The organism is Micromonospora sp. KC606 (assembly GCF_004348675.1).
Taxonomy (GTDB): domain Bacteria; phylum Actinomycetota; class Actinomycetes; order Mycobacteriales; family Micromonosporaceae; genus Micromonospora.
The window spans coordinates 22860-28859 of sequence record NZ_SMKN01000052.1; the positions used below are offsets into that span (position 1 = coordinate 22860).

Genomic DNA, 6000 nt, shown 5'->3' on the forward strand with positions numbered 1-6000 from the left:
CGTCGCGCGGGCGCGCGCACGTACCTCCCCGATTTGGCTGGTCGAGAGCATTGGGCGTTAGGCGTTGGACATTGCCGGCTGTTCACTCTCCGTGATGTGCCAGCGTGCGTGCCTGCCGCGCGCCGGCTGGGCGTACACCCTCCCCTGCCTCCGCAAGATCGAGCACCGCACCTGGATCGTTGACCTGGGCGCTCCGACCTCCCGCTCCAGGTCCGCCATGGCAATCCCGCCCTCAGGTGCATCCCGGATCGCGGTCATGATCCGCTCGTCGAGGGTGGCCTCTTCGGCGGTCGGGGGAGGAAGCGGTGCGGCCTGACCTCGCTGACGCATCTCCTCGGCGGACAGGTCGGGCACGCCCGTGTGGTCCTGGGCGGCGAGGGCGTCGAGCGTGGCGCGGATCTGCGCCCGCACCCGCTCAGCGCCTTCGCCACGGCGGGGCAGCTCCAAGGTTCTCTCCAGTTCACTAGTTGATCTTGAGGTATTGGGCGATGCGCCCCCGATCTGCTCGGCAGGCCACCGGTCCCGGCACGCTTCCACGATCGCCGCGATGTCCGCCGGGTCCTCCAACCGCCACGTCCGATTCTCGGTCTGCCGGCCCCGTTTCCCCGCCTGCTGCACCACCTGGCCCGGCAGGTCGAAGTCGGTGGGGTCGACACCCTCCAGGCTGGGCAGAATCGCCTTGGCGTCCCGCCGGTTCTCCAGCAACCCCACGATGACCTCGTCGACCTGACCGCGTAACGCGCCCGTCCAGGTGCTGGAATCCGGCCTCTGGTCAGCGATGACCAGGGAACCGCTGGCCGACCGGATCTTCCGGGCCAGGGCTTCGACGTGCTCCTTGACTCGCTCGTCGCCGAGCACCAAGGAACCGTACTCGTCGATAACGACGACCAAGGCGCGGCGCTGGGCGTTCGGCTGGAGCACTGGGTCCGGCGCGTCCGCTCCCCGCCGGTCGTTCTCTGCCCCAGCCCAGCGCAGCAGGTCGAGCGCCTCGGCCGGAGAGGTGGCCCGGCGGATCAGCCGCGGGGCCCATGGCCGACTTGCCTTGCCGTGCTCCTTGCAGTCGATCACCGCGATGTCGACATCCACCATCCGGCACAGCGCCGCGAGTAGGCCGTGCAGCAGCACGGTCTTCCCGCCGCCCTTCTTCGAGGCGATGGCTACGAGCCGGCCACCACGCTCGTTGCGCAGCGCGACTGTGGCAATCGTGCCGTCGACGTCGACGCCGTACGGAACAGGCTGGCGGATGCTGGCCGGCTGGCACCAGGCGTCCAGATCGACGGTGGCCGGGTGAGACAGCTCGACCGGCCGGCCCTGCTGGTCGCGCCACGGGTCCGTGTGGGTGACCAGCAGATCGAGTTGGCCCGGGTCGCTGCCGCCGCCCGTGGGGTCGACGCGCAGCCACCACGGCGGTAGGCCACGTACACAGGCCAGGTCTTCCAGGTGCTCGACGACGTGCCGAGCGCGCTGCTGCCCGCGGACGACCTCCAGGCGGAGCCGGTCGTACATCCGTCCCGCAGTGGCGGAAACGATCCGCACGCCGCCGAGGCCGGCGCGGCGGGACCAGTCCGGCCACGCCTCGACCAGCTCGTCGACGCGGATCCGGCCACGGACCCGGTGTGAGGCCCACCAGGGGCGTCCGCCGGCGAGCAGGCCGACGAGCCACGCCGCTCCGGCGCCCAGCGACCAGGGGCCGGCGATGTCGGCCAGGACGATCCAGCCGGCGGCCCCGGCCACAACGGCGCGGCCGTAGACCCGCTCGGCGGGGCTGAGCCGCTGCGCGAGTGCAAGGCCGGTGCCGCCGGCCACGACCAGGCAGCTGTAGCCGATGCTGGGCGCAATGTCAGCGACGGCGGCGATGGCGTAGCTGCCGGTGGCGACGTGGACGGGTACGAGCTGCCAGCGGTGCCGGCGCAGCCACCGGCGCATCGTGGACCGGGACGGCGGCGTGTGGCCGGTCTGCTGGTCGCGGCGCGGCTCCGGCTGCGGGATCGGCTCCGATCGGGCGTACCGGGGGTTCATGCGACGGGCCACAGGCCCCTCCTCCCTACGAGAGTGGCCCCGGGCGGCGGGGAAGGGCCGCCCGGGGCTGGAAACGGGTGTTACGCCGCGGCGTGGTTGACGACCTGCGGGTTGAGCTGGCGCACCGAACCGTCCTCGCGCTTGTGCTCGACCTCGATTTCCTCGGCGTACAGCTGACGCAGGCGTTCCATGGCCCGGCGGACGGCGTCGCTCTCGGCCATCACTCCGCTGGCGGCCTCGTACAGCGGGCCGACAGCTCGCACGTCGACCCACATCTCCGTGTCGGCGTGCTCGGCGATGTCGGTGATGAGGTTGGCGGTGCCGGCGAGGGTGGTCAGGATGCCGGAGCAGGCGTCGAGCAACTGAAGCAGGCTCTTCGGCTCGACCTCTCCAGCCGCCGCCAAGGCCCTGGTCACGGCGCGGAACTCGTCCATATGCAATCCAATCTTGTCGATGGCGCTATCGATTTGGTGGCTGATCAGGACGCCGGGCGCGACCTCGGTGACGCGCTCGGCGGGTGCGTCGACTGGCCGCAGACGCCGGGCGGCCGCCGGCCCGGCCGCCGGCCGCGTCGACGCGCTGCCCGCGGCCGACGTCGTCGTCGGCGAACCGGCAGTTCCGTGCGCCGTGCGCATGTGCTCCAGCAGCTCGGCCGACGACGGCCGTTCCTGGACCCAGTCGCACCCGGGGTCCAGGCAGCCGATGGGACGGGCCGGGGAACGGTCTGCCCAGGCGGCCCGCACCCCGGCGTACCGGCGGGTGGCGGACTGGCAGGCCCGGGACGTTGCCCGGGACGCCACCGGACCCGCAGCCCGGCCGGCCCGCACAATCCCTCTCGCCGCGGCCTGGCGGGCAGTCGAGGACTGGAGCACTACCGCCACCCCACTGCCCGCCAGCAGTGCAGCCTCGACCGTTCTCATCCCTCGTTCACCAGGTCACGGACGAAGTTCGGCACGTCGATGAAGAGGAAATCGGCCAGCCACTGCCCGGACACGCCAACCAGGCCGGGCGCGTTACCGACCAGCACCCCGACGAGCACCACCAGCGAGATGGCGGCGACGCGGTTGTGCTTGAGCTGGGCAATCCAGGCCAGCAGGGAAACCAGCGTGATGATCAGGACCGCGACCGTGGCCCTCACCGGTCCATCTCCAGGTGGGTGAGGATCGGGAACAGGGCGATGCCGAGCAGCACCATGGCGGCCGCAGCCCCCAAGGCGGCGCCGGTGCGGCCGTCGAGGATCGCGGCCAGCGCGTTCACGGCGGCGGCCAGGACACCGGCGGCTACGGTCACCGCGATCGGCGTCCACGGGATACGGCGGGCCGGGAGCACGACGGGGTCGATGTTCGCCCGGCGCATCTCCCGGACTCGCTCGGCGAGCTGCGGCAGATCCTCGGCGGGCAGGGTGGCGGTGCGGCCGGCCAACTGGCGCAGCGGCGAGTCGGGCGGCACAGTGCCGCGGATCAGGTGGGGCGTGGTCATGATGGTGTCCTTCCTTCGGGGAGAAGCCCAGGGCGCGGCACGCTCTTGGTCGGGTTGAGCCGCGCCCTGGGCGCTTACTGCTGGGTGGTCTTGGCCCGCTCGGCGCGGACCAGGTTGATGGCGGTCTGGGCGTCACCGGCGCTGGTCCAGCCCATCCGGTCCATGACCACCCGCCGGCCCGGGATGTCGCCCCGGTACGCGCGCTTCAGGTCGCGGACCATGTCCTTGATGCGAGGCGGCACCTCCCCGCCGGTGGCTGGGCTGACCGGGCGGACACGATCGAGGCGGGCGGTGGTCCGCTGCGCCGGAGTGGTCCGGACGGCGGGCACAGCGCCGCTGGTAGCGGGCTGGTCCACCGGGGGCGGACTGGTCTGGATCTGGTCCGCAGGACTGGTCCGGCCGTTGGTCCGCGCCTGGTCCATCGCGCTGGTCCGGATCTGGTCCGCGACGCTGGTCCGCATCTGGACCAGACCGTTGGACCACAGCGGGCCGCCCGGCTGGTCCGGAGCGAACGCTCGCGCGTGGTCCACGCGGAGCCGGGTCGTCGCCTGCGTCATCACCCGGCGCAGTTCGTCCAGCAGCTCCCGCTCCGCGTCGTTCGGCTCGTCGACCGGCGCGACGTCCGGGTCGGTGAGCTTCTCGATGCGGTGAACCCGGGCCACCCGGCGCTGCGCCTCCGCGACCATCGAGTCATCGGCTTGGAGCGCCAGCCGGCGCAGCTTCGCCTTCCGCCAACCCGCCAGCCGCTTCGACCCGTGGTGCAGCCGGTGCGCAGTCACCGTGATGGCGTCGATGCGGCGGTCCCGGTCGACCTGCTCCAGGTCTTGCTTGCCGGGCCTGACCAGTCCGAGCCAGATACCGATCCGGCGGGGCGTCCAGATCCAACTCGTGACCTGCGCCTGACCGGCCGGCTTGTCGGCGGTGATACCCATCCACCAGATCCCGGCGCCCACCGCAGGGGCAAACAGCCGCAGCAAGAACTCCGGCAGCGAACCGGAGGCGGTCGAGGCGACGATGCCGCTACCAGCGGCGACCGCCCACACGAAGTTCATGTGCCGTCGAACGTCGCCGGGCGGAGTCTGCGCCAGCTTGTGCTTGGCGAGCAAACCCTGGGACACCATGACGACCTCGAACATGCCGAACAGGCCGGCCGCCATGACGGGGTGCAGTCCCATCGGCCCGGTCGCCACCTCCCACATGCCCTCGGCCGCGAACGCGGTGGCGAGGACAACAGCGAGGAACCCGACTCGGGTGTGGGCGTGGCCGGTGCGGAAGAACCGCCAGATCAGCGCGACGCCGGTCAGCGCGCCGACGACGCCAGCACCGAACAGGATCGGCTGGGCGTACGTCTGCGCGATGTCGGCTGCGTGGTCGAGCCACTCCGGGGCGTTCATGCCGGCAACGGTAGCCCGATGGGGAGCGGTTGTCTAGACAAGAAACGCTAGACGTGATGTGCTGAGCGCCGGACCAGACATCTCACATTCAGGCGGTACCGTGATCGCCATGGCTCAGCCCCGCTACCAGCAGATTGCCGATGACATCAGGCGCCGGATCGAAGCAGGCGTCCTGCCGGCCGGCGCTCCGCTGGCCAGCGAAACCGAGATGGTCGCCGAATACGGCGCCGCCCGGGAGACCGTCCGAAAGGCCATGGCGACCCTCCGCGCCGAGGGCCTCATCTCCACCGCCAAGGCGCGCGGCAGCTTCGTCCGTCCCCGCTGGCCGGTGCGTCGGCTCGGCATGGACCGCTACCGGGTGGAGACCCGCCAGCGCGACGAGCAGCCCGCCGAAAAGGCAACCAGCTTCACCAAGGACCAGGGGATCGACTGGTCTGCGTACACCATGGACAAGGACTTCGCCGAGGTGCCGGCGGACGAGCAGCTCGCCGAACTCCTCCAGGTCCCCGCCGGGGAAATGCTGCTGCGCCGGCACTTCGTGTTCCGCTCCCACGGCGTACCGCAGCAGATCTCCACCTCGTACCTACTGCTCGACATGGTCGGCGGCACACCGGTGGCCGACCCTGCCAACGAGCCGTGGCCGGGCGGCAGCATCGCCCAGCTCGCAACGTTGGACGTCGTCGTCGACCAGGTCCGCGAGCAGGTCCGGACCCGCATGCCGACACCGGAAGAGGCCCGGGTGCTGGGCATCGGCGACTCGGTGCCCGTCCTCACCATCACCCGGACCATGCTGGCCGACGGTCGGCCGGTGGAGGCAGCCGTCGACATCGTGCTGCCCGGCGACCGGGTCGAGCTGGACTACACCATCGACATGTAGACCTCAGCTAGGTCGGCGGGCGGGCCCTCGAGGAAGCGATCGGCGGCGACCAGCTCGGCGAACGCAGCCGCCCACGGCCAGCAGCGGCCGTGGGCGTCGTGCTTCAGGTAGACGAGCCACAGCTCCCTGATCTGCTCGTCGGTCACCGCAGCACCCCGATGGCGACGGCCAGGGCGACGACGGCCAGGCAGGCGATCAGCCGGGCGCGTTCGTGCCACGGGGTGGGCGCCG

Annotated in this window: 7 protein-coding genes; 1 reads left to right on the top strand and 6 read right to left on the bottom strand. The window is 71.5% G+C overall.

Annotated elements, in window-relative coordinates; all coding sequences use genetic code 11:
* Window positions 1-57: 57 nt before the first annotated feature.
* From E1193_RS13515 to E1193_RS13535, 5 genes are all read right to left on the bottom strand, one after another.
* Window positions 58-2031 carry a hypothetical protein gene (locus tag E1193_RS13515; RefSeq protein ID WP_132183539.1) on the bottom strand — a complete coding sequence of 658 codons (1974 nt, stop codon included), beginning with the start codon at window positions 2029-2031 and terminating at the stop codon, window positions 58-60.
* 68 nt (window positions 2032-2099) lie between these two features.
* Complete coding sequence (locus E1193_RS13520) at window positions 2100-2654, bottom strand: hypothetical protein (protein WP_132183540.1); 555 nt, start codon at window positions 2652-2654, stop codon at window positions 2100-2102.
* A gap of 281 nt (window positions 2655-2935) precedes the next feature.
* A complete protein-coding gene (locus E1193_RS13525) occupies window positions 2936-3157 on the bottom strand; it encodes a hypothetical protein (protein WP_132183541.1) in 222 nt (73 codons plus the stop codon).
* Window positions 3154-3498, bottom strand: coding sequence for a hypothetical protein (locus tag E1193_RS13530; RefSeq protein ID WP_132183542.1), 345 nt, complete (start codon window positions 3496-3498; stop codon window positions 3154-3156). The genes E1193_RS13525 and E1193_RS13530 overlap by 4 nt, the downstream gene beginning before the upstream one ends.
* A 74-nt stretch (window positions 3499-3572) precedes the next feature.
* The gene (locus E1193_RS13535) at window positions 3573-4892 is read right to left on the bottom strand and encodes a hypothetical protein (protein WP_132183543.1); all 1320 of its coding nucleotides are present in this window, start codon (window positions 4890-4892) and stop codon (window positions 3573-3575) included.
* 109 nt (window positions 4893-5001) lie between these two features.
* On the opposite strand from E1193_RS13535, the gene E1193_RS13540 reads away from it, so the two are divergent.
* Window positions 5002-5769 (top strand): GntR family transcriptional regulator, encoded by a 768-nt coding sequence (locus E1193_RS13540; RefSeq protein WP_132183544.1) that lies wholly within the window; start codon window positions 5002-5004, stop codon window positions 5767-5769.
* Here E1193_RS13540 and E1193_RS31865 read toward each other — a convergent pair.
* Window positions 5751-5915: a hypothetical protein gene (locus E1193_RS31865; protein ID WP_165945727.1), complete on the bottom strand. Its 165-nt coding sequence runs from the start codon at window positions 5913-5915 to the stop codon at window positions 5751-5753. The two genes, E1193_RS13540 and E1193_RS31865, sit on opposite strands and share 19 nt — an antisense overlap.
* Window positions 5916-6000 lie beyond the last annotated feature (85 nt).